Origin of the sequence: Faecalibacter macacae (assembly GCF_003687725.1) — a bacterium.
Lineage (GTDB): Bacteria > Bacteroidota > Bacteroidia > Flavobacteriales > Weeksellaceae > Empedobacter > Empedobacter macacae.
This window is the reverse complement of sequence record NZ_RDOJ01000008.1, coordinates 32409-58877: the sequence shown is the minus strand read 5'-3', so window position 1 is coordinate 58877 and position 26469 is coordinate 32409. Positions and strand designations below refer to the sequence as shown.

Annotated in this window: 27 protein-coding genes; 13 read left to right on the top strand and 14 right to left on the bottom strand. The window is 30.8% G+C overall.

Annotated elements, in window-relative coordinates; genetic code table 11:
• Positions 1 to 6: 6 nt before the first annotated feature.
• Genes EAH69_RS07415 through EAH69_RS07405 form a run of 3 tightly spaced genes read right to left on the bottom strand, consistent with a single transcriptional unit; the run spans position 7 to position 2635 of the window.
• On the bottom strand, positions 7 to 1164 hold the full coding sequence (locus EAH69_RS07415; protein WP_121934620.1) for an MFS transporter: 1158 nt from the start codon (positions 1162 to 1164) through the stop codon (positions 7 to 9).
• An 8-nt stretch (positions 1165 to 1172) separates the two neighbouring features.
• Positions 1173 to 1562 carry an SMU1112c/YaeR family gloxylase I-like metalloprotein gene (gene gloA2 / locus EAH69_RS07410; RefSeq protein WP_121934619.1) on the bottom strand — a complete coding sequence of 130 codons (390 nt, stop codon included), beginning with the start codon at positions 1560 to 1562 and terminating at the stop codon, positions 1173 to 1175.
• Entirely contained in the window at positions 1562 to 2635 is a 1074-nt protein-coding gene (locus EAH69_RS07405) for an NADH:flavin oxidoreductase/NADH oxidase (protein WP_121934554.1), read from the bottom strand. Before EAH69_RS07405 ends, gloA2 begins: the two co-directional genes overlap by 1 nt.
• A 183-nt stretch (positions 2636 to 2818) precedes the next feature.
• Here EAH69_RS07405 and EAH69_RS07400 point away from each other — a divergent pair, with 183 nt between their 5' ends.
• Positions 2819 to 4147, top strand: coding sequence for an NAD(P)/FAD-dependent oxidoreductase (locus tag EAH69_RS07400; RefSeq protein ID WP_230466741.1), 1329 nt, complete (start codon positions 2819 to 2821; stop codon positions 4145 to 4147).
• A 119-nt stretch (positions 4148 to 4266) separates the two neighbouring features.
• Here the strand turns inward: EAH69_RS07400 and EAH69_RS07395 are convergent, their stop codons facing one another.
• From EAH69_RS07395 to EAH69_RS07365, 7 genes are read right to left on the bottom strand one after another with little or no spacing between them, the layout of a single operon-like run.
• Positions 4267 to 5052 carry a zinc ribbon domain-containing protein gene (locus tag EAH69_RS07395; RefSeq protein ID WP_121934552.1) on the bottom strand — a complete coding sequence of 262 codons (786 nt, stop codon included), beginning with the start codon at positions 5050 to 5052 and terminating at the stop codon, positions 4267 to 4269.
• Between the two features lie 2 nt (positions 5053 to 5054).
• Positions 5055 to 6149 (bottom strand): Nif3-like dinuclear metal center hexameric protein, encoded by a 1095-nt coding sequence (locus EAH69_RS07390; protein WP_121934551.1) that lies wholly within the window; start codon positions 6147 to 6149, stop codon positions 5055 to 5057.
• A gap of 10 nt (positions 6150 to 6159) precedes the next feature.
• Positions 6160 to 6642 (bottom strand): GNAT family N-acetyltransferase, encoded by a 483-nt coding sequence (locus tag EAH69_RS07385; RefSeq protein ID WP_121934550.1) that lies wholly within the window; start codon positions 6640 to 6642, stop codon positions 6160 to 6162.
• Positions 6630 to 7646, bottom strand: coding sequence for a phosphotransferase enzyme family protein (locus tag EAH69_RS07380; RefSeq protein WP_121934549.1), 1017 nt, complete (start codon positions 7644 to 7646; stop codon positions 6630 to 6632). The genes EAH69_RS07385 and EAH69_RS07380 overlap by 13 nt, the downstream gene beginning before the upstream one ends.
• The gene (locus EAH69_RS07375; RefSeq protein ID WP_230466740.1) at positions 7646 to 8569 is read right to left on the bottom strand and encodes a nucleotidyltransferase family protein; all 924 of its coding nucleotides are present in this window, start codon (positions 8567 to 8569) and stop codon (positions 7646 to 7648) included. Before EAH69_RS07375 ends, EAH69_RS07380 begins: the two co-directional genes overlap by 1 nt.
• On the bottom strand, positions 8553 to 9923 hold the full coding sequence (locus EAH69_RS07370) for a Gfo/Idh/MocA family protein (protein ID WP_121934547.1): 1371 nt from the start codon (positions 9921 to 9923) through the stop codon (positions 8553 to 8555). The genes EAH69_RS07375 and EAH69_RS07370 overlap by 17 nt, the downstream gene beginning before the upstream one ends.
• 19 nt (positions 9924 to 9942) lie before the next feature.
• The gene (locus tag EAH69_RS07365; RefSeq protein WP_121934546.1) at positions 9943 to 10827 is read right to left on the bottom strand and encodes a ChaN family lipoprotein; all 885 of its coding nucleotides are present in this window, start codon (positions 10825 to 10827) and stop codon (positions 9943 to 9945) included.
• Between the two features lie 72 nt (positions 10828 to 10899).
• Between EAH69_RS07365 and EAH69_RS07360 the strand changes: the two genes are divergently transcribed.
• From EAH69_RS07360 to EAH69_RS07340, 5 genes are all read left to right on the top strand, one after another.
• Positions 10900 to 11796: an ABC transporter ATP-binding protein gene (locus EAH69_RS07360; protein ID WP_121934545.1), complete on the top strand. Its 897-nt coding sequence runs from the start codon at positions 10900 to 10902 to the stop codon at positions 11794 to 11796.
• Positions 11797 to 11798: 2 nt separating this feature from the next.
• Positions 11799 to 12626, top strand: coding sequence for an ABC transporter permease (locus EAH69_RS07355; RefSeq protein ID WP_121934544.1), 828 nt, complete (start codon positions 11799 to 11801; stop codon positions 12624 to 12626).
• A gap of 112 nt (positions 12627 to 12738) precedes the next feature.
• The gene (locus EAH69_RS07350; protein WP_121934543.1) at positions 12739 to 13761 is read left to right on the top strand and encodes a DHH family phosphoesterase; all 1023 of its coding nucleotides are present in this window, start codon (positions 12739 to 12741) and stop codon (positions 13759 to 13761) included.
• Positions 13761 to 14288, top strand: coding sequence for an FKBP-type peptidyl-prolyl cis-trans isomerase (locus tag EAH69_RS07345; RefSeq protein ID WP_121934542.1), 528 nt, complete (start codon positions 13761 to 13763; stop codon positions 14286 to 14288). Before EAH69_RS07350 ends, EAH69_RS07345 begins: the two co-directional genes overlap by 1 nt.
• Before the next feature lie 34 nt (positions 14289 to 14322).
• A complete protein-coding gene (locus EAH69_RS07340; RefSeq protein WP_121934541.1) occupies positions 14323 to 15399 on the top strand; it encodes a peptidylprolyl isomerase in 1077 nt (358 codons plus the stop codon).
• Between the two features lie 1572 nt (positions 15400 to 16971).
• Here EAH69_RS07340 and arsC read toward each other — a convergent pair.
• Complete coding sequence (gene arsC / locus EAH69_RS07335) at positions 16972 to 17319, bottom strand: arsenate reductase (glutaredoxin) (protein ID WP_121934540.1); 348 nt, start codon at positions 17317 to 17319, stop codon at positions 16972 to 16974.
• 40 nt (positions 17320 to 17359) lie between these two features.
• On the opposite strand from arsC, the gene EAH69_RS07330 reads away from it, so the two are divergent.
• Genes EAH69_RS07330 through EAH69_RS07310 form a run of 5 tightly spaced genes read left to right on the top strand, consistent with a single transcriptional unit; the run spans position 17360 to position 22254 of the window.
• Positions 17360 to 17761, top strand: a complete 402-nt coding sequence (locus EAH69_RS07330; protein WP_121934539.1) for a DUF6146 family protein — start codon at positions 17360 to 17362, stop codon at positions 17759 to 17761.
• Between the two features lie 45 nt (positions 17762 to 17806).
• Positions 17807 to 18208, top strand: a complete 402-nt coding sequence (locus EAH69_RS07325; protein WP_121934538.1) for a hypothetical protein — start codon at positions 17807 to 17809, stop codon at positions 18206 to 18208.
• A 12-nt stretch (positions 18209 to 18220) separates the two neighbouring features.
• Positions 18221 to 19321, top strand: a complete 1101-nt coding sequence (gene prfB / locus EAH69_RS07320; protein WP_121934537.1) for a peptide chain release factor 2 — start codon at positions 18221 to 18223, stop codon at positions 19319 to 19321.
• 24 nt (positions 19322 to 19345) lie between these two features.
• On the top strand, positions 19346 to 20713 hold the full coding sequence (gene trkA, locus EAH69_RS07315) for a Trk system potassium transporter TrkA (RefSeq protein WP_121934536.1): 1368 nt from the start codon (positions 19346 to 19348) through the stop codon (positions 20711 to 20713).
• Positions 20713 to 22254 (top strand): TrkH family potassium uptake protein, encoded by a 1542-nt coding sequence (locus tag EAH69_RS07310; RefSeq protein ID WP_121934535.1) that lies wholly within the window; start codon positions 20713 to 20715, stop codon positions 22252 to 22254. Before trkA ends, EAH69_RS07310 begins: the two co-directional genes overlap by 1 nt.
• A gap of 141 nt (positions 22255 to 22395) precedes the next feature.
• Here EAH69_RS07310 and msrA read toward each other — a convergent pair whose 3' ends face one another.
• Together msrA and EAH69_RS07300 are read right to left on the bottom strand one after the other, a co-directional pair.
• Entirely contained in the window at positions 22396 to 22929 is a 534-nt protein-coding gene (gene msrA, locus EAH69_RS07305; protein WP_121934534.1) for a peptide-methionine (S)-S-oxide reductase MsrA, read from the bottom strand.
• Between the two features lie 40 nt (positions 22930 to 22969).
• Positions 22970 to 23431 (bottom strand): Lrp/AsnC family transcriptional regulator, encoded by a 462-nt coding sequence (locus EAH69_RS07300; protein WP_121934533.1) that lies wholly within the window; start codon positions 23429 to 23431, stop codon positions 22970 to 22972.
• A gap of 419 nt (positions 23432 to 23850) precedes the next feature.
• On the opposite strand from EAH69_RS07300, the gene metK reads away from it, so the two are divergent.
• Positions 23851 to 25110: a methionine adenosyltransferase gene (metK, locus tag EAH69_RS07295; RefSeq protein ID WP_121934532.1), complete on the top strand. Its 1260-nt coding sequence runs from the start codon at positions 23851 to 23853 to the stop codon at positions 25108 to 25110.
• A 61-nt stretch (positions 25111 to 25171) separates the two neighbouring features.
• Here the strand turns inward: metK and EAH69_RS07290 are convergent, their stop codons facing one another.
• Positions 25172 to 25549, bottom strand: a complete 378-nt coding sequence (locus EAH69_RS07290) for a hypothetical protein (protein ID WP_121934531.1) — start codon at positions 25547 to 25549, stop codon at positions 25172 to 25174.
• 152 nt (positions 25550 to 25701) lie between these two features.
• Here EAH69_RS07290 and fabG point away from each other — a divergent pair, with 152 nt between their 5' ends.
• Positions 25702 to 26445 (top strand): 3-oxoacyl-[acyl-carrier-protein] reductase, encoded by a 744-nt coding sequence (gene fabG / locus EAH69_RS07285; RefSeq protein WP_121934618.1) that lies wholly within the window; start codon positions 25702 to 25704, stop codon positions 26443 to 26445.
• Positions 26446 to 26469 lie beyond the last annotated feature (24 nt).

Below are 26469 nucleotides of genomic sequence, written 5' to 3'. Positions count from 1 at the left end.
TTTAATTTAATATTTTAGCTTCTTTGCGCTTAAGTTTAAGAATATTAATGCAATCAAAGCTCCTAAAGCTGCCATCACAACACCAACCCATAATTGAGAATTATATCCTAATCCCATTGCAATAGGAATTCCACCAAAATAAGCTCCTAAAGCATTACCTACATTAAAACTTGCTTGTCCTGCTGCTGCTGCTAAAGTTTCAGATCCTTTTCCGTTATTAATCAACATCATCTGAATTGGAGAACCAATTGTAAATGCAATTAATCCTGTAATAAATGACATGATGTAAGCCATAATCTTAATTTCCGAAGTAAAATAAACTACAACTAAACAAATTGCCATGGCTGAAAATGAAATTATAGTTGCTTTATTCGGAGACAATGTATCTGCTACTTTTCCTCCTATAAAATTACCTACAAACATCCCTAATCCAATCAAAATCATAATAACAGGGACTGTTTCTTTACTCATTTTGGCAACTTCTGTTACTAAAGGAGAAATGTAACTAATCCATGCAAAAAGGCCAGCTGTTCCTATCGAAATCATTGCGATTAATACCCATGCTTGCCATTTTTTAAAGAAAGATAATTGTTCGAATAAACTTCCCTTGTTTGAATTCTTAATATTCGGAACCCAAAATTGTACAGCCAAAATTGTAACAATTCCTAAAGCAGCAATTAGCGCAAAAGTATAACGCCAAGACATTGCTTGCCCTAACCATGTACCTAATGGTACACCGACTAAATTAGCAACCGTTAATCCCATAAACATAAAAGCAATGGCTTGTGCTTCTTTACCTTTAGTTGCCAATTGACTTGCCACAACTGATCCTACTCCGAAAAATGCTCCGTGAGGTAAACCAGATAAAAATCTTGCAGCTAATAATGTATAATAACTTGGTGCGATAACAAAAAGAGCATTAAAAATTGCAAAAAGTAACATAAAGAACATTAATACTTTTTTTGGCGCATATTTACTTGTTGCCATAATTAAAGTTGGCGCTCCAACCATAACTCCCAAAGCATACATCGAAATAAAATTTCCTGCTTCTGGTATGGTAATATTCAAATCTTTTGCAAAATCTTCCAACACTCCCATCATCGTGAACTCTGTCATCCCAATGGCTAATCCTCCTAATGCTAATGCAACTAAACTCTTTTGTATCATTCCTCTTATAATTCGTACAGCTCGAGTGGTAAACCGTCTGGATCTTCAAAAAAAGTAAACCTTTTCCCCGTATATTCGTCTACACGAATTGGTTCTACCACAATATTTTTAGATTGTAAGAATTGTACATTTTCTACTAAATTATAAACCGAAAAAGCTAAATGTCTCAAACCTCTTGCTTCAGGACGTGAAACTCTTTCTGGCGTATTTGGAAAAGAAAATAATTCTATACAATATTTATTCTGCAAAGCTAAATCTAATTTATAAGAATCCCTTGCTTCACGATAAACTTCTTGAATAATCGTAAAACCTAATATTTCAGTATAAAACTCTTTCGATTTATGATAATCTGAACATATAATAGCTATATGATGAATATCGTTTAATGCTAACATTACTTTTTTGGTTTTGATCTTTCGTACTGATTTGGCCATTTTACATCTGCACCAATCTCTTGAGATGCAAACATTGGAAAATAAGGATTTCGTAATAATTCGCGTCCGATAAAGATTAAATCCGCTTTTTCTTCTTGTAAAATATTTTCCGCTTCAGTACCAGTTTCTATCAAACCAACTGCTCCAACCAACATCGTAGTCTTTTCTTTTATTGCCTTTGCGAAAGGAACTTGATATTGTTTCTCTACTTTAATTTGTTGGTGAGCTACAGCAGCTCCTGTTGAAACATCAATTACGTCTACTCCTTTTTCTTGAAGTATTAAAGCTAATTTTTTTGAATCTTCAAGATTCCAACCACCTTCTGCCCAATCTGTCGCTGAAATTCTAATCCATAATGATTCAGTTTTCATTTCAGATTTTATCGCATCAACAATTTCTAAGACTAAACGAATTCTATTTTCAAAAGAACCACCGTATTCATCTGTTCTATTGTTAATTAATGGTGAAAAGAATTGATGAATTAAGTAACCATGTGCAGCATGTATTTCTAAAATTTGGAACCCAGCATTGATTGCTCTTTTAGCTGCTTTCCTAAAATCATTTACGACTTTATCAATTCCATCTTGTGTTAATACACTTGGTGGAACATCATCTTCATAAAATGGAAGTTCAGAAGATGAAACTGTTTGCCAACCATGAACTTCATTTGGTTTAATTTGATGATAATTAATCCAAGGTTTTCCGCAACTTGCTTTACGACCAGCATGCGCTAACTGTATTCCTGGTGCAGTATTATATTTTTTTATTTCCTCTACAATATCACAATAAGCATCCATCTGGTCGTCGTTCCAAATTCCTAAATCTCCATAAGAAATTCTTCCTTCGGGGCTAACCGCTGTTGCTTCTACTATAATTGCACCAACCCCGCCTATCGCACGAGTTACATAATGCGTATAATGCCAACTGTTTGGAAAACCATCTATAGCCGAGTATTGACACATCGGAGACATAATAATTCTATTCTTTAAAATCAAGCTTTCATTGATTTCAATAGGTTCAAAAAGTAATGACATATTTAAATTATTTATGAAACTAAAATAGAAATAATAATTTATCAAAAAAACAGGAAAATAAGGCTTTCTACAACTTATTATCAATCAAAGAGGTAGTAAAAGTGAATTAAAATATTTATAAAAAAACACCTAATTTGTTGCATTATACTTGATAAACTTCGTAATTTTACAAAAAAGTGAATTTTGGAAAAGAAAAAAATTGTCATCGTAGGTGCTGGATTTGCAGGCCTTAGATTAGCGAGAAAATTAAAGAACAACCCAAACTTTTCTATTACACTTATAGACCGTTATAACTTTCATCAATTTCAACCTTTATTTTATCAGGTTGCCACTGCAAGAATTGAACCTAGTAACATTTCTTTCCCATTACGTAAAGTATTTCAAGGAAGTAACAATGTTCAAGTTCGTTTAGCTGATGTAACAGGAATTAATAAAGATAAAAACGAAATTGAAACAACAATCGGAGATTTCTCTTACGATTACCTTGTTTTAGCCAATGGATGTACCACAAATTTCTTTGGTAACAAACAGATCGAGGAATTAGCTTTCCCAATGAAATCTACAGACGAAGCAATTACGCTTAAGAATAGATTAATCACAAACTTTGAGAGTGCTTATTCTGCAACACCAGAAGAATTAGAAGAGATCATGAACATTGTAGTTGTAGGTGGAGGACCAACAGGAGTTGAGCTTTCAGGTGCAATTGCGGAGATGAAAACGAAAATTCTTCCAAAAGACTATCCTGATTTTGATTTTTCAGGATTAAACATCATCTTAATTGAAGGTGGACCAAATTTATTAGGACCAATGTCTTCTGCATCTCACCAAAAATCTCGTCAATATTTAGAGGATTTAGGTGTACAAGTATGGACAGAAGGACGTGTAACTGGTTACGATGGTAAAGTGATTTCTTTAGCTGATGGACGTAACATCAAAACTAAAACTGTAATCTGGGGAGCTGGAGTTACAGGTAACGTTTTAGATGGTATTGAAAAAGAATCTATCCAAAGAGGAAATCGTATTACTGTAAACAGACACAACAAAGTTGTTGGAACTGATAATATTTTTGCTATTGGAGACATCTCTTACATGGAGACTCCTAAGTACCCACACGGGCACCCACAATTAGCAAATGTAGCAATTAACCAAGGTTTAAATTTAGCTAAAAACTTTATTGCCTTAGGACATGGAACTGAAGAAAAGAACTGGGTAGATTTTGAATATGCCGATCCAGGATCTATGGCTACTGTAGGAAAATTCAGAGCTGTAGTAGATTTACCTCAATTCTCATTCCAAGGACGTTTAGCTTGGTTTACTTGGATGTTCTTACACTTAATGTTAATCTTAAGCGTTCGTAACAAGTTATTTATTTTTATGAACTGGATGCAATCATTCTTTACAGACGATACTTCTTTAAGAATTATCACTCGTCCAACGAAGAAAGATTACAAACACAACATTAAGGATTACAGAAAATTCCCTAAGAATCGTAAAAAACAAGAAGAAGCCTAAAGCTTCTTCTTTTTTTGTTTTTACTTATAAGTAATCTATCCAATTTATAAAGAACATAAAAAAAACGTGATCAATAATTTGATCACGTTTTTTTTATATTTTAGATTCAAAAAGAAATATTATCCTTTGATAATTAATTCCATTTTTGCTCTTTCTTCTTCAGCTAATTCTAAGTCAACTAAAATACGTCCTGAATGTTCGTCAGTAATAATTTTTTTACGTTGAGCGATATCCATTTGACGTTGTGGTGGAATAGTAAAGAATGAACCTGCAGATGCTCCACGCTCTACTGGTACAACAGCTAAACCATTTTTAACAGAACCACGGATTCTGTTGTAAGCTTGAATTAAACGAGCTTCAATTTTTTCAGAATACTCAGTAGATAATTTAATTAATAAATTCTCTTCTTTCTCAGTATCCTTAACGATAGTTTCTAATTCAGCCTGTTTGTGAGCTAAATGCTCTCTTTTTTCAGCTAATTTAGTTTCTGATTCACTGATTTGGTGATTCTTTTGTTCAATTTTAATAGTGAACTCACGAATTCTTTTTTCAGATAATTCAATTTCTAATCCTTGGTACTCAACCTCTTTAGCTAAGGCATCGTACTCACGATTGTTACGTACGTTGTCTTGTTGCTTAGTATATTTTTTAATTAAAGCTTCAGCATTTTTGATTGCTTCTTTCTTTAATTTAATTTCTTCTTCCAAACCTTTAGCTTCCTCAACGACTTTTTGAATTCTCGTTTCCATTTGAATCACGTCATCTTTTAAATCTTCAACTTCTAAAGGTAATTCACCTCTTGTGTTTCTGATTTCATCTAAACGTGAGTCAATTAATTGTAAATCAAATAATGCGCGTAGTTTTTCTTCTACACTCATTTCCTTAATATTTTTTGTTTCAGACATAGTTAACTATAATTAACAGGATTGGTAATAATTCCAGAATTAAAGATGACAAAATTACTAAATTTTTCTTTAAGATACGAAGAAATTAAATTAATTGTAAATTGTTCTGACTCATAATGTCCAACATCCATCAAAACTATCTGATCCTCAGCCGAGAAAAATTCATGATATTTTAAATCAGATGTGATATAAGCATCTGCACCTGCCGCTAAAGCATTCTTTATTGCGAAAGCTCCAGACCCACCAAGTACTGCAATTTTCTTGATTGGTTTATCTAATAAACGAGAATGGCGAACTATTGGCGTATTCATTTTATCTTTTAAATATGTAATAAAAGATTTTTCGTCCATTTCTGTTTCTAATTCTCCAATCATACCTAATCCAATGTATTGATTTTTATTCACCAGATTAATTAGACTATACGCAACTTCTTCGTATGGATGATTAGCAAATAATGCATTCAAAATTTTTCCTTCGCAATGTTGCGGAACAATAATTTCAATTCTAGTTTCAGCAACTTCTTCTAAATCTCCAACTTTCCCTATTGTTGGATTAGCACCTTCTAAAGGTCTAAAATTTCCTTTACCTTCTACTAAAAAACCGCAAGAATCATAATTTCCTATTTTTCCTGCTCCAGCTTCGTATAATGCTAATTTTAATTTTTCAGCAGCTTCTGTCGGAACATAAGTTACCAATTGCTTTAAGATATCATTTTTAGGTATTAAGACTTTAGCATTTATTAACCCTAATTGATTAACAATACCTCTATTTACACCATCAAAAGAATTATCTAACGCAGTATGCGTTGCGTATATATTAATTCCGTATTTAATTGCTTTAATAACTGCACGTTCTACGTAAGTTTTTCCGTTCAGTTTCTTTAAACCAGAAAAAACAATCGGATGAAAACTAATAATTAAGTTCGCACCTTCTTTAATTGCTTCATCAACAACTTCTGGAGTTGTATCTAAACAAACTAAAACTTTTGTAACCTCATCATTATAATCACCGACTAACAAACCTACATTATCAAATCCTTCCGCGTAATTAAGCGGAGCTATTTCTTCTAATGCAGATGTAAAATCTTTTACTTTCATAACTACGAAATTATAATTTTAATCTTAATTTTTCGGTAGGAAGATTGTTTTCTTCACCAATAAAAAAACTTTCTAAGCCTGCATTCATAAGGATCTTTTTAGACGCAATATTATCAGGATCAATAATTCCGATAATAAATTTGGCCAATTCATTTTGACGAGCAAATAAAACTAAATCTTGACAAATAGTTGTTCCATAGCCTAAACCCCAAAAATCTTCCATCAAAATATATCCAACTTCTATTGTATCATCTTCTTTCGAATAATTTTCAAGTTTTGCTAAACCAATAATTTGGCTACGATCATAAACTTTAAAATATCCTCCCAATTGATGTGAAACATTCGCTTCCATAATTGATTTAAAACGAGCTTCACTTCGCTCTAAAGTTGAAGCTAAACCCGTAATATATTTCATAACGATATCTGAATTCACAATTTTATGATAGATATCGAAATCCTCTTCTTCAAATTTGATGTAACTTAATTTATACATATATGATTTTGAATCGATTTTAAAAGATTAATTTGATTAATAGTTCGGTCTAAATTCTGATTTTCTCTTTCTGTATGATAATAAATATCGTCATTTATAAAATCTGTCAGAAAACGAATTACCTGAATTAACACAACCACAAAAGCAGTTAAATCTATGGCTTTTAATTCTTCCTCAGTTAAAATATCTTTCAATTCAGACATAAAACCTTCTTTTACTGCTTGATAATTCTCTAATGAAAAATTATTAACTGGATTTGGATCATCTTCTACTTTTAGATTTGAATAAGTACGAATCATATCTCCAAAATCGCACAATATATTTCCTGGAACCATTGTGTCCCAATCTATAAGTGCAGCTACATTGGTTTCGTTTTCAGAATCAAATAAAAAGTTACTAATCTTAGCATCGGCATGAACCACTCTTTTTGGAAAGTCTATTGATAAATACTGATTTATTAAGTGCAAATGTTTATTGATAAAATCAATTTCATCTTTTGCTAGATCAATTCTAACTTTATTCCCTTTACTTAAAACTTTTTCAAAATCTTTTACACGTTTTTTATAATCTAAAAAACCTTCAATACTTTCTGAAATTCGATTGATTGATAAATCATTCAATTCTTTATGAAACTCACTAATTGCACTTGCTGCAGCAAAAGCTTGTTCTTTTGAAAGTACTTTGTCGTAACATACTGAATTTGGTACAAAAGATGTCATTCGCCACGTTTCACCATTCAGAAATGTTAAGTAATTTCTATTTTTATTCGGAATAACTTCAATGATTGCTTTTGAATAATTTTTCGATTTTAAATGATTTGCAACCGACAACATATTTGAAATAATAATTTCTGGTTGTTTAAAAATCGAAGTATTTATCTTTTGTAAAATGTAATTATTAACGCCAATTGTTAGTTTATATGTTGAATTTATATATCCTTGATTAATTGGAGTAACGATAACATCATCTGGTCTTTCGAAATAATTTGCTAAAACATTTTCCATTAGTACCACAAACTTCTAGGATAAAATCCGTGTTGAATTTTAGCGTAAATTTCTTCTTTTACTACATCTTTATCTCCGGGATAAGTCATACCGAACCATTGATCACTTGAAATTGAAGCAGAAACCTCAACTTTATTATCATGAATTAGTTCATTAATCACTTGTGGTAAAAAGAATTCTGATTTTAAATCATTCGAATGCGATTTCATAAATAATTCAAATTTATCTTCAATAAATCTGAAAATTGAAGGATTTAAAATCCAAAAATTCATAGAAACTGGTGCATTATTATCAATTACACCTGAAATCAATTCATCTTCAAAAATGATTTTGTCTTCGTATCTAAAAATATTTGTATGTTCTATAACGTCATGTAAAATCCCTTTTTCTATTTTACAAATCCCTCGTGATACACTACCATTTTCACTCAACGTATTTTCTAATAAATACGCCACTATCCCGTATTGATTTGCAGCAATTTTATCTTCACTATGTAAAGAAACAGCTTTTAAAAAAGAATTCTTACCATAAAAATCATCTGCATTAACCACTATAAAATTATTTAATAAGTGATTTTTTGCCACTAATAATGCATGAGCAGTTCCCCAAGGTTTTTTACGATTTATAATATTATCAAAATAATTTCTTGGTACTGAAGTATACGTCGTTTGCAAAACAAATTCAGAGCTACCTCCTTTTGCTTCAATTATTTTTTGAAAATATTTACGTGTTTCGTTTTCAAATTGTTGATTAATAACAAAAACGAAATGCATAATCCCTACAGCCATTGCGTCGTAAATAGAATATTCCATTAAACTTTCGCCATTAGGACCGATAGGATCAATTTGTTTCTGGCCTTTGTATCGACTTCCCATTCCGCCAGCTAGAATTACTAATGAAAGTTGATTAGATGTTGTTTTCAAATCCAAAAATTGGTTTTCTTGTTTTATATTTTCCTTTTGTAAAATCAGGCATTTCTTGTGAGGAACCATTTTCTGCAATCGATTTTTCGCTTAAAGGTGTTACTGCATACCAAGTAGCTAAATCATATACATCAAACGGAAATTCGCGGTTATTTTTAATACATTCAATAAAATCATTGATTAAGAAATAATCCATTCCTCCGTGCCCTGCTCCTACAGCTTTCTCCTCATTTTTTTGCCAAAGCGGATGATCGTATGTTTTTAAATAATCTTCCGAATTGGTCCATTTATGGTTCTTTTGCATTTCATCTTCAAAGTATAAAAACCCTTGATTGAAACCACCTGAACCTATATCTTGCCAAATTCCGTTTGTTCCTTGTACTCTAAAACCAAGGTTATACGGACGTTGTAAAGATGTATCGTGTGTTAATAGAATTGTTTCTCCATTTTCACATTTTAAAATTGTCTGAACGATATCACCTTGTTTAAAATTTACTTTTGCATTTGGATGATCTTTACCTGCTTGTTTCACAATATAATCCGTTAAACCAGCTTGTTTAGAAGCCATAGACGTAAGATGTGTAATTCTGTTTCCACGATTAACATCCATCATTGTAGCAACAGGTCCTAAGCCATGCGTTGGATACAATTCAGCATTTCGTTTTACATAATGATTCGTACGCCAAGCCGCTTCAGAAAAACCTTTTTCACCAAATTCTACTCCACCACCATAAGGTTGTTTTCCGTCATTAAATAAAACATTACGTAAATCATGCTGATAACCTCCTTGCCCATGAACAATTTCACCAAATTTACCTTTACGAGCCATATTAAAAACAGCCATTATATCACGGCGATAACAAACATTTTCCATCATAAAAATTGGAACTTTTGTTTCCTCATAGGTTTTTACATAATTCCAACATTCATCAACTGTCATCGCACCACAAACTTCTAAACCTACAATTTTACCTGCTTTCATAGCTTCAATTGCTTGTTTTTCGTGCCATTCCCATGGAGTTGAAATAATTACTGCATCAATATTTTTTAACTTTAACAAATTACGATAATCATAATCTCCATTACTATAATATTGAACTGGTTTTTTATTATGTTTTGCAAAAATCTTGTTCGCACGTTCAATCATTCTTTGATCTGGTTCGGCAATTGCGACAACTTCTACATCCTCACGTTTTAGTAATTCGTCTAAATGAACCAATCCTCTCATTCCGACAGCGATTAAACCAACTCTAACTTTTTTTGATGAAGCATCAAAAGCGAATAAAGATTGAGGTAGAATTAATGCACCGAATGTAGCAATAGATGCATTTTGTAAGAAAGATCTTCTATTCATATCGTATAGTGTTTAATTTTTAGTATGTTTTTATAGTATCTTCTGGTAAAACTAGCGTAAAATCAGTTAAAATGAAATTTTCATCTTGAGGTATTTCAAGATTTAACGTAATATTTTTTGATTCTAAAATCTGTATAACCGCAACTTTTAGTTTTGGTTGATGATGTTTTAAATACCAATAAATTCCGCCGAATTGTTTTGAGTGATAGTCTCCATTATAATGCAGAAACAATTGATTAGATTTTAAATTAGATAAAATAGACTCTGCCATCGTAACATCTTTGATTGCTTGCGCTGCTACAAATTGTTTTGCTTTACTTCCTGCGTGATCTCCCATCATTTGTAACATTTCTGGATAACCTGGCGCATTATAATCTATAACATAAGGCAATTTTGCAATCCAAACCTTTTCGTTATTTGGTAAATCATTCAATGCTTCTACACCATTTTTAGAAACTATTGAAGCATATCTACGTGGAACATTTGTAGCAATAAACTGTAGTTGATTGGCTTTCGCAAAGTCTAACAAAGGTTTATAATCAGTCGTGAAATTATTCCACAGTCTTACGTTATCTTTTAAATCCTTATCCTGAATTTTACCAGATAAATAATCATTTAAACCTTGCTGATTATCACGTTCAAACATTTCAGCACCAAGAACTAATTGATTTCCTTTCGCTTTAAACAATGCTTCAGTCAACTTCAATTGTAACCAATGATTTGTAGAATTGTTATGATGTTCTCCAAACAAAACGACATTATAATTTTGTAAATCCTTCACCATTTTATCAAAAGTTACACCTTTTCCTTTTTGATTGTAAAATTGAAAGGCTTTTAAATCTTGAGCGGACACTGAAATAATAGTAAAAAGTAAAATAAATAGGCTATATAATTTATTTGTCATAATTATGTAGGATTAATGGTGTAACAAATTAAAGAAAACATCTACTAAATTGATAAAGAATCTGAATCTATTATGCAAAAAGTACTTGAAATTAACAATCTTACTAAAAAATTCGGTGCGTTTACAGCCGTAAATGATGTAAGTTTTTCGGTAGAAAAAGGAAATGTTTATGGATTATTAGGTCCTAATGGAAGTGGAAAATCTACTACTTTAGGAATGATCTTGAATGTATTAAACCCAACAAACGGAAGTTGGAAGTGGTTTGGACAAGCGCCAGATAACAATTCGTTAAAGAAAATTGGTGCGATTATCGAAAGTCCAAAATTCTATCCGTATTTAACTGCCGAAAAAAATCTTCAAATTGTAGCTGACATCAAAGAAGTACCTTACGCAAAGATTGATGAAAAATTAGAATTAGTTGGATTAATAGCTCGTAAGAATAATAAATTTGAACAATATTCTTTAGGTATGAAACAGCGTTTAGCTATCGCTGGAGCATTGTTAAACGATCCTGAAGTCTTGATTTTAGATGAACCTACAAATGGTTTAGATCCGCAAGGAATTATTCAGATTCGTGAATTGATTCAGAAAATTGCTGAAATGGGAACGACGATTATTTTAGCATCTCACCTATTAGACGAAGTGCAAAAAGTATGTTCGCACGTTGTTGTTTTAAAGCAAGGAAAAATGCTTTATGCAGGAGAAATTGATAATTTGAATAACAGTTTTGGATTATTCGAATTACAAGCTGAAAATCAACAATTATTGATTAATGCATTGAATCAATTACCGTATTTCTCATCTATAACAGAGAAAAACAAACACATCGAAGCTAAATTGAATCAAGAAATTTCTTCAGCAGAATTAAATAAAATCTTATTCGAAAAAGGAGTTATATTATCTCATTTAGTACAAAGAAAAGAAAGTTTAGAAAATCAATTCTTCCAATTAATACAAGAAAACAAATAGTTATGACAAGATTATTACGCATTGAATGGAACAAAATGTTCTATAATAAAGGAACACGAATTTTCTTGATTTTATACTTTATTTTAATCGCCTTAATGGGCGCTGTTTTACCAAACATTAAACCAAATTTAAATGGATTAGAGGTAGATTTCATCAAACTTGGTGCTTTAGATTTCCCTGTGATTTGGCATAACATTGCTTGGTTAGTTGGTTTTGGAAAATTCTTTTTAGCAGTAATCGTTATCAATAATATATCAAACGAATATTCATTCGGAACTTTCAAACAAAATACGATTGATGGTTTAACTAAGTTAGAATTCTTTAATAGTAAATTATTTATGAATTTATTATTTGCAATAACTTCAACTTTATTAGTTGCAGCTATTGTATTAGGATTAGGAAGTAGTTTTGCTGAAAAGTTTGATTTATTGAATGGAATTGAATTTTTAGCGGGATATTTTGTAGAAATTTTCGCGTTTATTGCATTTGCAATGTTTTTAGCTTTCTTATTAAAGAAAAGTACATTCGCTACACTATCAATTTTCGTATTATTTATTATTGAATCAATTTTTAGAGGAATAGAAGCATTTATTAGACTAAAAAGCAATCAGATAAACGAAGAAGAACTTTCTTTCATTACTTCGTACTTACCTTTTACATCTAATGGTAAAATAGTTGGATTCCCTCCAGGAAGTATTACACAATATATGATGTCTGGAAAATTCTTCACAGAATCTCATGTACAATGGGATCACTTCGGTATCAATATCTTTTATATTGTATTATTTTTAGGATTATCATTTTTAATCATAAAGAAAAGAGATTTATAAAAAATTCAACTTCAGAATAATCATAAAAAGCATGCTAAAAATTCGTTCTTAGCATGCTTTTTTATTCAATAAAACAACAGATGTATTTAATTCGTTTTATTATCTTTGCTCAATGCATATGACAAATTTTGACGCGTTAAAAGAATTGTTATCTACTCCAAAGAAGATTGCAATTTTACCACATAAAAATCCAGATGGAGATGCTATTGGTTCAACCTTAGCTATGTACCATTTTTTAAAAAAATTTAATCATACGTGTAACGTTGTAGCTCCTAACGATTTTCCAAAATTTTTAAAATGGATGCCAGCTGCAAAGGAAATTGTAATTGCAGATTATCAAGCCAAACGTGCTGAAGCAATTATTCACCAAGCAGATATTATTTTCATTTTAGATTTTAATACAGTAACTCGTATTGATGATTTAGGAGATTGGGTAAAAAAATCGAAAGCACCTAAAGTATTAATCGATCACCACAGAGAGCCAGATACATTTGATTTTATGTATTCTGATATCGAAATGCCTGCAACTTGCCAAATGGTTTACAATTTTATTGATGCAATGGGCGAAGTTGATAAAATTGATAAAGAAATAGCAGATTGTATTTATACAGGTATGATGACAGATACAGGTGGATTTAGATTTAGAAATACTTCTGCATCTACACACCGTATTGTAGCAGATTTAATTGATCGCGGAGTTGAAGTTGATAAAGTAACTTCGTTCGTGAACGATTCTCAAACAGAGGCTCGATTAAAATTATTATCATTAACCCTTAATAATCTAACTTTTATCCCAGAATCTCGTACAGCATTTATGTTTTTAAAACGTGAAGACTTATTAGAAAATGGATTTCAAAAAGGAGATACAGAAGGTTTTGTGAACTATGGTTTAAGTGTAGAAAATTATATTTTCTCTGTTATTTTTATTGAAGATACAGTTCATAATTTTATTAAAATCTCATTACGTTCTAAAGGTGATTTTGATGTAAATGAATTTTCTCGTAAACACTTTAACGGAGGTGGGCACATGAATGCTGCTGGCGGAAGAAGCGATATGACTATGGAAGAAACTATAGAATATTTTAAATCATTATTACCAGATTATCAAGAAAAACTTAGTAAAGTTACTATCTAATGAAAAAAACCGCACTACTACTATTAGGAAGCATTTGTTTTGTAAGTTGTGATAACCAAATTGTACAATATCCTGTAAGTTATAGTAATGATGATTTTATGCAACGATCTCAAGAGCGTGGTAAAATGTTATTACAAGAAGAAATTGAATGGTTTGATGAATACAAAAAATTTTCTGATTTAACCTTTAATAAAACAGAAAGTGGATTATGGATTTCTAACAATGGCCAAAAATCAGAAAACATGGCTAAAGTTGGAGATTATGTTAATTTCACTTATCAAGTTTACGATGTAAAAGGAAATGTAATTTATACTTACAACGAAATTGGTACTCAAAAAATAATTTTAGGTAAAGCAGATATAGCACGTGGATTACATGCTGCATTACAAATAATTGAACCTGGTCAGGAAGCCCGCGTACTTTTACCTTCATTTTTAGGATATGCTGGTTATGGTGATGATAATAAAATCGATCCAAACCAACCATTAATAATGGATATAAAGGTAAATGAAGTAAAAAAACACTAAACGAATAACATTAAAACACCTGTGAATAATTTAAATGAAAAAATTATTATTAATCTTAACAGTCATCACTACACTTGTTAGTTGTGGCGTTAAAATACCAAAGACGATGAGTAAAGAAGAATTTAAGAATTTAGAAGATGGATTGTACGCAAAAATGACTACTAGTCGTGGTGCAATGACAATCAAATTTTATGAAGAGCAAGCTCCTATGACAGTTGCTAATTTTATTGGTTTAGCTGAAGGGACAATCGAAAATAACGCAAAAGCGAAAGGTGTTCCATTTTATGATGGAATCGTTTTTCACCGTGTAATTAAAGATTTCATGATTCAAGGTGGTGATCCAGACGGAAGAGGTACTGGAGGACCAGGTTACGATTTTGAAGACGAATTTGATGCTGATTTAAAACACGACGGAAAAGGAGTTTTATCTATGGCAAACTCTGGACCAGCTACAAACGGTTCTCAGTTTTTCATTACAGAAGTTCCAACACCTTGGTTAGATGGTAAACACACTATTTTTGGTCAAGTTATCGAAGGTTTAGAAGTTATCGATACTATCGCTAATGTAGAAAAAACAAGAGATGATAAACCAGTTGTTCCTGTAACTATCGAAAAAGTAGAAATCGCTCGTAAAGGTGATAAGTACGCAAAATACGATGGTGCTGAAGCATTTGTTGCTGCTAAAGAAAATCACGCTAAAAGACAAGCTGAAGCTAAAGCAAAAGCTCAAGCAGAATTAGATGCTGAAATTACACGTCAAAAAGATTTAGAAGCTAAAGCAATTGCAACAGAATCTGGATTAAAATATGTAATCTTAGAAGATGGTACAGGTGAAGTTCCTGCACACGGTGAAGCTATTAGAACTCACTACACTCTACGTTTAAACAATGGTGAAAAATTAGATTCTTCTTACGATCGTAATCAACCATTAGACGTTACAGTTGGTGTTACAGGATTAATCCAAGGATGGATGGAAGCTTTAACTTTATTCAAAAAAGGAACTAAAGTATTCTTAATTATCCCAGGAGAATTAGGTTATGGAGCAAGAGGTGCTGCTGGAATTATTCCTCCAAACGCAACTTTATACTTTGATATGGAAGTATTAAACTAAAAATATACTTTTCTAAAAGATTTAAAAGCTACAGTTATACTGTAGCTTTTTTTTAATTTCTATATATCATATATTCTAAACAAAATGTTAATACTGTTAAATGTATAAAAATCATTAAACTATAATTAAGAAATAACATCCTTTATAACACTGATAAACAAAGAGTTTTCTTAAAACATGACGAATATTATAAATTAAATCTATTTGTTAATAAATAAATTTCCTTAACTTTATTCATTTCGGATAAAAATTTTACCCCATCTTTGCAATAGAAAATTAAGATTTTCGACATTTAAAGGGGTAATCAAAATGAAGTTGATTATTGAAATTGAAAAATTATCCCTTTGTCTTCATAGTGTTTTTTTATAGTAGTTTAGGTTGGTTAAAAAGGTTTTGTTTTGCAAAACCTTTTTCTTTTTTTTAGATCCTAGTAACTAATTCCATTAACAATTCTCAAAATACATTTATAATCTCTTATTTAGTTAAATAATGTTAAATCAAACATTATTAATTAAATTTCACATTAACCCAGATATAGGATAAACAGTAGGATTAAACGTTATTTTTAGAATTTTATAAATAATATCTATACCTTAATAAATAAATTTTCTATAATCTATTTAAATCAGCAATATTTTTTCAAGAACTTTGTAAAAGAAAATTAAAGGAAATCAATGAAGTTGATTTTGAGGAATGAAGATATTTCCTTTAGTATTCAAATCATAGTGTTTTTTTATAGTAGTTTAGGTTGGTTAAAAAGGTTTTGTTTCGCAAAACCTTTTTGCATTTTATATAACTACATAAAGCAGAATTTTAATCATTAAAATTTCATTCACTTGATTAACTAATTTCTACACGCTACAACTCCATTTCATCAATATATAGTATTATTTGAATTAATTGAGATTTAAAATCTTAGTAAATCTTTTATTTAGCTTTTTCATTAAAAATTAATAATCGACAAACTTAGACCAACACTAACTTTCTAATAATCATATAAGTCTAATCTATTTCACAATAAATAAAACATTTGATATTTATTTATATAAGCAATAATTTTTAAAGAACTTTGTATAAGAAAATTAAAGGGATATTAATGTAGATTGATATCATGAAGAAATGAAAAATCCCTTTGGTATTCTATTTATAAGTGTTTTTCATAGTAGTTTAGGTTGTTAAAAGGTTTTGTTTCGCAAAACCTTTTTTTATTCAACATAAACAGTCAATACATTTAATATCTGCATATTACAAAATAAATATTTGTTAAAAAATAATAAAATTAAGTTACAATTAACTAATATTTACATTTTGTATAACTCAGCCGGAGAGTTATATTTAACATATTAATTATGAATAACATAAATCCAATCTATTTCTTAATAGAATAATTATTATATATTTTTATCACAACAACACAAAATCCTTTGCATCTTTGCATCAGAAAATTAATTTTTTCATATTCATACAAAACGAAATTCTAAAGAAGATTGAACTTTAGAAAACTAGTTTTATATTCATAGTGTTTTTTTATAGTAGTTTAGGTTAGTAAAAGGTTTTGTTTCACAAGACCTTTTATTTTTTTATAAACTCTACAATATTTTCAACTGGGCGACCTATTACTCCTTCCCCATTTTGCAGGACAATTGGACGCTGAATTAACTTAGGATTTTCAACCATAATTGTGATTAATTCATCATCCGAATAATCTTTACCTTTAAATTGCTCTTTCCAAATTACTTCATTTGTTCTAACAATTTCCATTGGTGAAACATTTAACTGAGCAATCACATCTTTCAACTCATCAAAAGATAATTCATCCTTTAAATACTCTCTCACTTCATATTCTACAGCAGCTTCTTCCATTACTTTAATGGCATCTCTACTTTTTCCACATCTTGAATTATGTAAAACGGTGTACATTTTGCTATTTTTTTTGATAAATTTAATAAAAATACAACCAATGAGAAGATTCATTTTATTAATTATACTATTTACTTCATTTACAGCGTGTACAACAAATCAAGTATCTAACGATAAACCATCTACTGAAAACAAATTAACTTTTGAACCAAACGAAGATGGCGAATACGATATTATTGTTTTTGATCCACAATACGATGTATTTTTAAAATCCATTGCTCGTCCAAAAACTTACAATACTTACGATTATTATAAATCAAGAAACAGATTTTACACAACCATTTGGAACCAAAGACATATGATGCCTTCTGTTTACGATCCAAATTTATATGCAGTTAGTATTGATTTAGACCCAAGTATTGATTACGGCTTAGACTTTGAGTATAAACTATTTAACTTTTTCCAATTTATAGAATGGAAATATAAAGTCCGATTAATGTAAAATTGATTAAAATGCAATACATTTGCCACCTTATTTTAAGAATTTATGAATCCATATTCTACAGAAGTTTACAACGAAATAATTGCTTTATTCCCTCAACTTGAAGGTTTAAATAAACAAGACACAGATTTATTAGAATTTAAGTTTGAGAATGATCACGAAACTCAAATGGGAAGCATCTATGTTCAGACATCAGAAGACGATGCCATCTGGATTCGTGCCGACCATTTCTACACAACTTACGCTGTTGATTCTGTAGAGGAATTAATTTATATTTTGGGTGGACTTATCTCGAACGAAATGTTTTGGGTTGTAGCATATGAAGAAGAAGAATGGGACGATTCTTTCTTTGCTTTAAAAGGTCATGAAATTGAAATGGAACAAGGTATAGATTACAAAATTTTATCTTGGGACGGAAAGGAAGACCAATTCATTAAAGGAGAATAATAAAACTACACTATGTTTAATACAGAGTTACTAAAAAATTTACAACAGCGCACTGCTGATTTACATACTTACTTAGAAATCGAACAAAAAGAAATCGAGATTCAAAACGAAGAAGAAACTGCTGCTTCGCCAGAATTTTGGAACAACCCGAAAGAGGCTGAAGCTTTTATGAGAACTCTTCGTGGAAAGAAAAAATGGGTTGACGAATATACAACTATCGAAACTGCTGTAAACGATTTAGAAGTTTTAACTGAATTTAATCGTGAAGGTGATGTTACTGATGATGAAGTTGAAGAACAATACCAAGTAACTTTAAAATTAATTGAAGATACCGAGTTCAAAAACATGCTTTCTGAAGAAGGTGATAATCTTGGTGCTGTTTTACAAATTACAGCGGGTGCTGGTGGAACTGAATCCTGTGACTGGGCAAGCATGTTAATGCGTATGTATTTAATGTGGGCAGATAAGCACGGCTACAAAGTAAAAGAATTAAACTACCAAGATGGTGATGTAGCTGGTGTAAAAACTGTAACTTTAGAAATCGACGGCGAATTTGCTTTTGGTTATTTAAAAGGTGAAAATGGTGTACACCGTTTGGTTCGTATTTCTCCTTTCGATTCAAACGCAAAACGTCATACATCATTCGTTTCTGTATACGTATCTCCTATCGTTGATGATACAATTGACATCCAAATTAACCCTGCTGATATTGAGTTACAAACTTCTCGTTCTGGTGGTGCTGGTGGTCAAAATGTAAATAAAGTAGAAACCAAAGTACAATTAACTCACAAACCAACAGGTATTGTTGTTGTTTGTCAGGTTGAACGTTCTCAGTTAGCTAACCGCGAACGCGCAATGGAGATGTTAAAATCTGAGTTATATAAAATTGAGTTAGAAAAGAAAATGGCTGCTCGTAACGAAATTGAAGCTAATAAGATGAAAATCGAATGGGGTTCTCAGATTCGTAACTACGTAATGCACCCATATAAATTAGTAAAGGATGTTCGTACAGGTACAGAAACAGGAAATGTTGATGCTGTAATGAACGGTGATATTGATGAATTCTTAAAGTCCTTCTTAATGTTAATGGGACAAAAGGAAACAACAAATTAATAGTGTAATTTTTTCACTGTTGTTATGAAAATTATTATTGGTGGCGCTGGGGAAGTTGGTTTCCATCTGGCTAAATTATTATCCAATGAATTAAACGATATCATTATCGTTGATATGGATAAAGATAAACTTGCTTTTATCGAAAACAACTTAGATGTAATGGCTTTTAGAGGTGATATTACATCATTTAAAGCTTTACGCGAGATAAAAGCTGATGAAGCCGACATGTTTATTACAGTTACTCATCTTCAGAACACAAACTTAACAAGTGCGATGATTGCGAAGAAAATGGGTGCTAAAAAAACTATTGCTCGTATTTCAAATCCTGAATTTTTACATCCAGATAATCAACTTTGGGTAAAAAGTTTAGGAATTGATATCATTATTTCGCCAGAACAATTAGCAGCCAGTGAAATTTATTCATTAATTCAGCAATCTGCATTTAATACAATGCACTCGTTTGCGAATGGACAATTATTCTTAGCAGGTACGGTTTTAGACAAAGACGCTAAAATACTTGATAAGAAGTTTAAAGATATGTATTTAACATCCAAAGGTGGTGTTGAAAATCTTTTTATGCCGATTGCAATTATTCGTAGCAACGATCGTGGTGAATATTATACGATTATTCCTGAAAGTGAAACAGAATTCCAAATCGGAGATCAAATTTATTTCATTGTCAAAAAATCTGGTATAATTGAAATTTATAAAATTCTTGGTAAGAAACAAGAGTACTTCAAAAACATTATTATTCTTGGAGGAGGAAGTATTGGAATTAAAACTTCTAAAATTCTTTCAGAAAATAAACATAATGTAAAATTAATCGAGATTAATCGTCACAAAGCTTTTGATTTAGCTGATGAAATGAGTAGCACACTTATCATTAACGGTGATGGTCGTGATGGTGAACTTTTAGTTGAGGAAGGCATCTCAGATTCAGACGCGTTTATTGCTGTTACCGGAAGTTCAGAAACTAACATTATGTCTTGTCTTTTAGCAAAATCTAAAGGAGTTAAAAAGACAATCGCTTTAGTAGAAAATATTGATTATATTCATTTAGCTCAAGAAGTTGGTATTAATGCTTTTATCAACAAAAAATTATTAACTGCCGATAGTATCTTTAGATACATTCGTCCAGGTGAAGTTATGGATGTTACAGGAATTTCTGATTTAGATGCTGAAGTTTTAGAATTCAAAATTCAAGAAAATTCTACAGCAGCATTCAAAAAAATCAGTAATTTCCCATATCAACATGATGCTATTATTGCAGGTATTGTTCGTAGAAACGAAGGTTGGATACCTACTAAAGATTTTATTTTAGAACCTTTAGACCGTGTGGTAGTTTTTAGCCAAGCGAATTTTATTTCTAAAGTGACGAAATATTTTAAATAATGAAATCCTTAAACTATAAAGTAATATTAAACCTCTCTGGCGTTTTATTACTCTTAAATGCTTTATTCATGTTCGTCAGCATGTTTGTAAGTATTTATTTTGGAGATGCCCTTACCTACGCATTCCTATTTTCAGGTTCTGTTATTGGTTTAATAGGAGGCTTAATGGTTTACTTTACAAATGATAGCAGAAAACATGTATCTAAACGGGAAGGATATCTCGTCGTTTTTATTGGATGGTTATTTCTGATATTAACAGGTTGTATCCCATACTTCTTAGCATTTTTTTACCTCCAAGAGGATGATCTGATCCATAATCAATTCTATGTCATCAATATATTCTACGAAACAGTTTCTGGTTATACCGCAACTGGATCTACTATTTTTAACGATCCACAAAATCTTCCAAAAAGTATCTTATTTTGGAGATCTACAACCAATTGGATTGGCGGTATGGGTATTATCGTACTTACTATTGCTATTTTACCTTTTTTAGGAATTGGTGGACGACAACTTTTTTTAGCAGAAGCTCCTGGTATTTATACCGATAAAATTCACCCAAGAATTACAGATACTGCTAAAAATCTTTGGATTCTATACATAGCTTTAACACTAATTTTTTCCATCTTTTTATATTTCTCTGGAATGAATTTGTTTGATGCTACTAATCACGCAATGAGCGCAATTTCAACTGGTGGATTTTCTACAAAAAATAGTGGAGTCGCCTTTTGGAATGATAATATTCCTGTACAATATTTATTAATGATTTTAATGTTTATTGGCGGAACTAACTTTTCATTGATTTATTTAATGACCAAGGGTCAATTTAAAAAAATCTGGAAAAATGAAGAATTTAGATGGTACCTTGCTTTAATCGGAATTACTACTTTAGTTGTTTTTGCTGGGTTATTTTTTGTTGTTTTTCCAAACATTGGAACCGAATTTAATTCATTAGCTAGTTTCGAACATTCTTTAAGAACAGCTTTATTTCATGTAATATCTATTGTATCAACAACAGCCTTTTTTATCGAAGATTATACCAGTTGGTTAAGTATTATCACTTTAATATTTTTCGCATTATTCTTTATCGGAGGTTCAGCTGGCTCAACATCAGGTGGTGTTACAGTAATTAGACAAGTAATTTTATTAAAAAACTGTTTTGTCGAATTTAAACGAATTTTACACCCAAATGCAATTGTTCCTGTGCGCTACAACAGTAAAGCATTGCCAGAGGCTGTGGTTTTCCACGTCATGGCATTTTTTGTTATGTTTATGTTTACTTGGATTGTTAGTGCAATTCTTTTTGGCTTACTAAATTTCGGCATTACGATGAATCTTGAAGATGTATTATCTTCCTTAACCATTACAGCTTCTACTCTTGGTAATGTTGGACCAGGTATTGGAGATTTTGGACCAGGTAAATCGATGAATAATTTATCTGATTCAGCTAAGTTATTATGCTCTGCATTAATGGTATTAGGCCGATTAGAACTTTTTACAATATTAATTTTATTTACTCCAGCTTTCTGGAAAAATAACTAAATAAAAAAGGCGAAAGTAGTTCTTATATTAATTAAGTCCTTCTTTCGCCTACGGTTGGTTTGGTTGGTTTTTTATTTTTGATTTAGATTGGTTAATAATATATTATCAATGATTATGCCAATTATATCTTAAAATATTAATTTACTTTAACTTATTATTAAATTTTGTTCTGAATTTTTGAATTTTTGGCCCCACAACTGCAGAACAATAAGGCTGTGTAGGATTTTCATTATAATATCCTTGATGATAATCTTCTGCACTATAAAACACATCAAAAGGCTCAATTAAAGTCACAATCGGATTTTCATAATAACCAGAAGCATCTAATCTTGTCTTAGCATTTTCTGCTTTGATTTTTTGCTCTTCATTTAAATAGAAAATTACAGAACGATATTGTGTACCTACATCTTCACCTTGTTTATTTAAACTTGTCGGATCGTGTACCGTCCAAAAAGCTTCTAATAATTCTTCATAAGAAATCACAGTAGGATCAAAATCAATTTTTACTACTTCAGCATGATTAGTTTCACCGGTACAAACTTCTTTATACGTAGGGTTTTCAGTATCACCACCTGAATAACCAGAAGTAGCTAACTCTACTCCTTTTAATAGGTTATAAACTCCTTCAACACACCAAAAACATCCGGCACCGAATATTGCTGTCTCAACCGCCATAAATATTATCTTTAAATATTATATACTAATTTTTATAAAACTAAAATAATTGATAAGATGTATCATCTTTAATATCACCTATCACAAACGTACTATGTGTACTACCTATCGCTTTAATAGTTGTTAATTTTTTTACCATAAAGTCACGGTATTCGTCCATATTTTCAAAAGCCATTTTTACGATATAATCATAATCACCACTAACGTGAAAACAAGATTGCACTTCTTTTAAATTTTTAATTTCAGATTCAAAAGCTGTAATATTTTCCTGAGAGTGTTGACTTAATTTTACATGACTGAAAACTAACAGCTCTTTATTAATGTATCTTCTATTAATTAAAGCTACATACTTATTAATTACACCAGATTTTTCTAGTTTCTTAATTCTTTCATGAATAGCTGTTGAAGATAAATTTAATTTATCTGAAAGTTCTTTATAAGTTATTTTACTATTTTCTTGCAAATGCATTAATAGTTGTTGATCCAAATCGTCTATCTTCATAATGACAGTAGAAATAATTTTTTTCTAAATTACATATAAATTAATTAACACACGGTTAATATAATTACAATTTATTTGAATATTATAGAATTATTTTCTATATCGAAACTCTAAAACCAAAAACTATACGATTTTATTAAAATCACAATTCTAACTGCTAGAAAAATTTTCTAAAATTTTATAATTTTCAAAGAATTCTTTCGTCTACTATATTTATAGATTATTAAAGAAAAAATATTTTCAAAATATCAAAAATCTAACTTTAAAAATTTTTAGATTCATAAACCTATTGTATATTTGCTTCACAAATTAAGGAAGAGGAATGATTTGACTGCTTGCAACCTCATTAAACAAATGCTAAACCAGGATACTTCAGTTATCGCATTTCCTCTCGTCTTTCATATTTAAATTAAGAAAAAATGTCATATTTATTTACATCTGAGTCGGTTTCAGAGGGACATCCAGATAAAATCGCTGATCAAATTTCAGACGCATTATTAGATCACTTTATTGCTTTTGATGCTAAAAGTAAAGTTGCTTGTGAAACTTTAGTTACAACAGGACAAGTAGTTTTAGCAGGTGAAGTAAAATCTAAAGCATATATCGATTTACAGAAAGTAGCACGTGAAACAATTAAAGAAATTGGCTACACGAAGAGCGAATACATGTTCGATGCTAGTTCTTGTGGTATTTTATCTGCTATCCACGAACAATCTCCTGATATCAATCAAGGTGTTGACCGTACTTCTGACGAAGAGCAAGGTGCTGGTGACCAAGGTATGATGTTTGGTTACGCAACTAACGAAACAGATAACTACATGCCATTAGCATTAGACTTATCTCACCGTATCTTAAAAGAGTTAGCTCACATTCGTAAGTATGAAAATGAATTATTACCTTACTTACGTCCTGATGCTAAATCTCAGGTAACTATCGAGTATGATGACAATAACAATCCTGTACGTATTGATACTATTGTAATTTCTACTCAACATGATGATTTTGCTAACGAGCAAGCGATGCGTGATAAAATCCAAAACGATTTAATTAACATCTTAATTCCACGTGTTAAAGCTCAATTACCGGTTCATATCCGCGAATTATTTAATGAAAATATTACATACCACATTAACCCAACTGGGAAATTCGTAATTGGAGGACCTCACGGAGATACAGGTTTAACAGGACGTAAAATTATCGTTGATACTTACGGTGGTAAAGGTGCTCACGGTGGTGGTGCTTTCTCAGGAAAAGATCCATCAAAAGTAGACCGTTCAGCAGCTTATGCTGCACGTCATATCGCTAAAAATTTAGTAGCTGCAGGTGTTGCTAACGAAGTATTAGTACAAGTTTCTTACGCAATTGGTGTTGTTGCTCCTGTTTCTTTATTAGTTGATACTAAGGGAACTGCTAAAGTTAACTTAACTGATGGTGAAATTTCTAAAATCGTTTCTGAAATCTTCGACATGCGTCCTTACGCAATCGAAACAAGATTAAAATTAAGAAACCCAATTTACAAAGAAACTGCATCTTACGGACACTTAGGACGTCAACCAGAAACAATAACAAAACGTTTTGAATCTGCTAATGGTATTGATGTTGTAGAAGTTGAAGTAGAATTATTTACTTGGGAAAAATTAGATTTCGTAGAGCAAGTTAAAGCTGCTTTCAATATCTAATCAAAATATAATCAATAAAAAACTCGGTCAAATGACCGAGTTTTTTTTATTTAAGCTGATATTATCTTGTTGCGTCTGCTCTCCAAGTTTTACCATCTACTACATAAAATATTTTTAATGTATTTGCATTAATTCTGATGTAAGACAAATCTGAACCTCCCACATTTATACTATAATTAGCATCCTCTTTAATAAACTCTACTCCAGTAATATTTGGAATATTATTAGAAAATAAAAAGTTATACTTATTTCCTACTTTCACCACTTTTACATTTCCTGTATTACTTGAAATATTAGTATCACCAGACACATAACTTACAGAACCGTTATAAGTACCTACAAATAAATTATTATCTGAAGGATCATCATCACTTGAACATGCAACAAAAACGAACAGTGCAAAAAATGATACTAAGAATAATTTGAATAGTTTTTTCATAATAAGATTGTTTTTTAAAATTATGAATACACAAATTACAACCATAGTACCAAAAATTATAAACATTTAAAAAATGTTATTATTTTTTTAATTTTTAACATTTTATAGTATCATAAAAAAGTGTATTTTTGATGAAAATAAACATCAATAAAATGAATTTATTACAAGGAAAAACTGCAATTATTACTGGTGCTACACGTGGTATTGGTAAAAGTATTGCTGAAGTTTTTGTAAAAAACGGTGCTAATGTTGTTTTTACATACGCATCATCTGTAGAGAAAGCACAAGCTTTAGAAGCAGAATTATCACAATTCGGAAAAGTAAAAGGATATCAATCTGATGCTTCAGATTATGATGCAGCTCAAAAATTAGTTGAAGATGTTTTAGCTGAGTTTGGTCAAATCGATATCGTTATCAATAATGCTGGAATTACAAAAGACGGATTATTAATGAGAATGTCTTCTGAAGATTTCGAAAAAGTAATTCAAACAAATTTAAATTCAGCATTCAACTTAACAAAAGCTGTAATTAAACCAATGATGAAACAACGTTCAGGTTCTATCGTGAATATGTCTTCTATCGTAGGTATTACAGGAAACGCAGGACAAGCAAATTACGCTGCATCTAAAGCAGGATTAATCGGATTTACTAAATCTGTAGCTTTAGAATTAGGTTCTCGTAACATTCGTTGTAATGCAATCGCTCCAGGTTTCATCGAAACTGAGATGACTGAAGTTTTAGACCAAAAAGTGGTTGAAGAATGGAGAGCTGGTATTCCTTTAAAACGTGGAGGACAACCAGAAGATGTTGCAAATGCATGTTTATATTTAGCTTCAGATTTATCGAGCTATGTAACTGGTCAAGTTTTAAGTGTTGATGGTGGTATGCACACATAATATCTTAAATATATCATATTAATA

Coding starts and splice junctions, on each gene's coding strand:
- EAH69_RS07355 (WP_121934544.1), top strand. CDS start 11,799: ATGACAAGATTATTACGCATTGAATGGAACAAAATGTTCTATAATAAA.
- EAH69_RS07385 (WP_121934550.1), bottom strand. CDS start 6,642: ATGTATAAATTAAGTTACATCAAATTTGAAGAAGAGGATTTCGATATC.
- gloA2 (WP_121934619.1), bottom strand. CDS start 1,562: ATGTTAGCATTAAACGATATTCATCATATAGCTATTATATGTTCAGAT.
- EAH69_RS07325 (WP_121934538.1), top strand. CDS start 17,807: ATGAATCCATATTCTACAGAAGTTTACAACGAAATAATTGCTTTATTC.
- EAH69_RS07390 (WP_121934551.1), bottom strand. CDS start 6,149: ATGAAAGTAAAAGATTTTACATCTGCATTAGAAGAAATAGCTCCGCTT.
- metK (WP_121934532.1), top strand. CDS start 23,851: ATGTCATATTTATTTACATCTGAGTCGGTTTCAGAGGGACATCCAGAT.
- EAH69_RS07310 (WP_121934535.1), top strand. CDS start 20,713: ATGAAATCCTTAAACTATAAAGTAATATTAAACCTCTCTGGCGTTTTA.
- EAH69_RS07360 (WP_121934545.1), top strand. CDS start 10,900: ATGCAAAAAGTACTTGAAATTAACAATCTTACTAAAAAATTCGGTGCG.
- EAH69_RS07345 (WP_121934542.1), top strand. CDS start 13,761: ATGAAAAAAACCGCACTACTACTATTAGGAAGCATTTGTTTTGTAAGT.
- EAH69_RS07340 (WP_121934541.1), top strand. CDS start 14,323: ATGAAAAAATTATTATTAATCTTAACAGTCATCACTACACTTGTTAGT.
- EAH69_RS07395 (WP_121934552.1), bottom strand. CDS start 5,052: ATGTCTGAAACAAAAAATATTAAGGAAATGAGTGTAGAAGAAAAACTA.
- EAH69_RS07405 (WP_121934554.1), bottom strand. CDS start 2,635: ATGTCATTACTTTTTGAACCTATTGAAATCAATGAAAGCTTGATTTTA.
- fabG (WP_121934618.1), top strand. CDS start 25,702: ATGAATTTATTACAAGGAAAAACTGCAATTATTACTGGTGCTACACGT.
- EAH69_RS07370 (WP_121934547.1), bottom strand. CDS start 9,923: ATGAATAGAAGATCTTTCTTACAAAATGCATCTATTGCTACATTCGGT.
- arsC (WP_121934540.1), bottom strand. CDS start 17,319: ATGTACACCGTTTTACATAATTCAAGATGTGGAAAAAGTAGAGATGCC.
- trkA (WP_121934536.1), top strand. CDS start 19,346: ATGAAAATTATTATTGGTGGCGCTGGGGAAGTTGGTTTCCATCTGGCT.
- EAH69_RS07300 (WP_121934533.1), bottom strand. CDS start 23,431: ATGAAGATAGACGATTTGGATCAACAACTATTAATGCATTTGCAAGAA.
- msrA (WP_121934534.1), bottom strand. CDS start 22,929: ATGGCGGTTGAGACAGCAATATTCGGTGCCGGATGTTTTTGGTGTGTT.
- EAH69_RS07350 (WP_121934543.1), top strand. CDS start 12,739: ATGCATATGACAAATTTTGACGCGTTAAAAGAATTGTTATCTACTCCA.
- EAH69_RS07330 (WP_121934539.1), top strand. CDS start 17,360: ATGAGAAGATTCATTTTATTAATTATACTATTTACTTCATTTACAGCG.
- prfB (WP_121934537.1), top strand. CDS start 18,221: ATGTTTAATACAGAGTTACTAAAAAATTTACAACAGCGCACTGCTGAT.
- EAH69_RS07365 (WP_121934546.1), bottom strand. CDS start 10,827: ATGACAAATAAATTATATAGCCTATTTATTTTACTTTTTACTATTATT.
- EAH69_RS07290 (WP_121934531.1), bottom strand. CDS start 25,549: ATGAAAAAACTATTCAAATTATTCTTAGTATCATTTTTTGCACTGTTC.
- EAH69_RS07380 (WP_121934549.1), bottom strand. CDS start 7,646: ATGGAAAATGTTTTAGCAAATTATTTCGAAAGACCAGATGATGTTATC.